Annotated in this window: 3 protein-coding genes; 2 read left to right on the forward strand and 1 reads right to left on the reverse strand. The window is 61.5% G+C overall.

Annotation, left to right across the window (positions count from 1 at the left end; all coding sequences use genetic code 11):
- The coding region (locus G3T14_RS24060; RefSeq protein WP_348645345.1) for an IS3 family transposase at positions 1-206 on the forward strand (206 nt) is incomplete at its 5' end.
- 193 nt (positions 207-399) lie between these two features.
- Here the strand turns inward: G3T14_RS24060 and G3T14_RS24065 are convergent.
- On the reverse strand, positions 400-708 hold the full coding sequence (locus tag G3T14_RS24065) for a methyl-accepting chemotaxis protein (RefSeq protein WP_163644992.1): 309 nt from the start codon (positions 706-708) through the stop codon (positions 400-402).
- A gap of 477 nt (positions 709-1,185) precedes the next feature.
- On the opposite strand from G3T14_RS24065, the gene G3T14_RS24070 reads away from it, so the two are divergent.
- Positions 1,186-1,672, forward strand: a 487-nt coding sequence (locus G3T14_RS24070) for a methylene-tetrahydromethanopterin dehydrogenase N-terminal domain-containing protein (RefSeq protein WP_281409852.1), incomplete at its 3' end; no start/stop codon positions are given.

A 1,672-nucleotide genomic window follows, 5' to 3' on the forward strand; every position in this document is an offset into this window, starting at 1 on the left:
ACGCGACGGTCAAACGCTATCACTACGACAGCCACCAGCAGCTCCGCGCTCACCTAGCCGACTTCGTCAGCGCCTACAACTTTGGCCGCCGCCTCAAGACCCTGCGCGGCCTCACGCCCTACGAGGCAATCTGCAAAGCATGGTCCGCAGAGCCTTCCCGCTTCAGGTCAAATCCGCTCCACCAAATGCCGGGACCAAACATCTAGCGCCGGGGCTGGACGACAACGCCTTTCTGCCCCTCCTCGGGCACGCCGATCTCGATGGTGATGGCGCTCACCTCCGAATGCCCGGTCTGATTCCGTCAGCAACGAAAGGGCGGATGAGCCTATACTCGAACCACTAGGACGAGGAATCGCACCCTATGAGAGCGAAGCCTCATGAATCTTTTGCGCGTGACGTTCAGGCAGCCTGATCCGGTGCGCTGAGGCTCTCCAAGGTCTTAGCTAGGATCCCGATCCGAGTCTGGCTCTCGCTCACGAGAGCAGCTATGTCGGCCGAGGACGACGCCGAGCGGCCGGCCAGCTCTCGCACCTCGGCGGCGACTAAGGCGAAGCCGCGACCTGCTTCGCCGGCCCGCGCGGCTTCGATGGTAGCATTCAGAGCCAGCAGGTTGGTTTGCTTGGCGATCCCATCGATCGCTTTGGTGATGTCGTCGATCTTCCGCGAGGACGCCATGACCTCATCGAGGGCGAAGTTCGTCTGGTCCATCGTGCGCTTGCGCAGGGTCGAGGGCAACTCGCGGGGCCATTACGAGCGCGAAAGGGACAAGAACCTTGCGCACGGCGTACTCTGCGCTTGGACCGACTTCTGTCAGAACAAGGGGGTGATCCGTTGACCGCCCCCTCCTAAACCGTCGAGCCCTTCCCCAGCGTTGGGTCAAGTCCCCTCCGGGGCCTCGACAGGTGGTTCAGGTCGGGGAGATTAGACCGTTGCATCAATCCCGGATGACGGAGCGGGAGACGAGCCAGTGCTACCCGCGATCAACCCGGTATGGCGAAGAACCATAAAATCTTTACCTTATTTCTATCTCGTCTATGATTGAGGAGATTTCGGACTCAGCAACGCCTGTCGTGCTGTATTTAGCAACGGTTGGATAATCTCTTCAAGCTTGGATGGGGATAGATCTTTTGGCGCGTCGCTCTCACGCCTGAAGGCATTCCCACGTTCGCCCGCTGGAAAGTTACGATGACCCGCTCGATCCTGCACATGCTGACCCCGCTCAAGCACATGAGCCCCTTCGACGTGAACATGGCCGTCGATGCCGGCTTCGATGTGGTCACCACCTACACCGATGTTGCACCGGACGAGACGACCGCTCTCGTTCAGGACTCCATCTTCTCCCGCGCTCCCCAGGACGGCGTTCGGACGGCCATCTTCATTGCAGGCAAGAACGCCGAACTAGCCCTCGACATGATGGATGCCGCCAGGAGCGCCTTCGTCCCGCCCTTCGAGAACCATGTCTTTGCCGATCCCGCCGGTGCGTTCACCACCGGTGCCGCCATGATTGCGGAAGTGAGGCTGGCGCTGGCCAAGCACTACGGCACGAAACTCGCCGATCAACGCATCGCGATCTTCGGCGGCGGCGGTGTCGTGGCTTATGTCGCCGCCGTCCTCGCGGCTCAGGAGGGGGCCTGTCCGGTGCTCGTCGGGCATGACGGGTCCGAGGGGGTCG

It is taken from the genome of Methylobacterium sp. BTF04 (genome assembly GCF_010692745.1).
In the GTDB taxonomy this organism is placed as follows: Bacteria; Pseudomonadota; Alphaproteobacteria; order Rhizobiales; family Beijerinckiaceae; genus Methylobacterium.

What these genes read in the sequence shown, in the direction of transcription:
- G3T14_RS24065 (WP_163644992.1), bottom strand. Translation starts at nt 708, where the DNA reads ATGGACCAGACGAACTTCGCCCTCGATGAGGTCATGGCGTCCTCGCGG.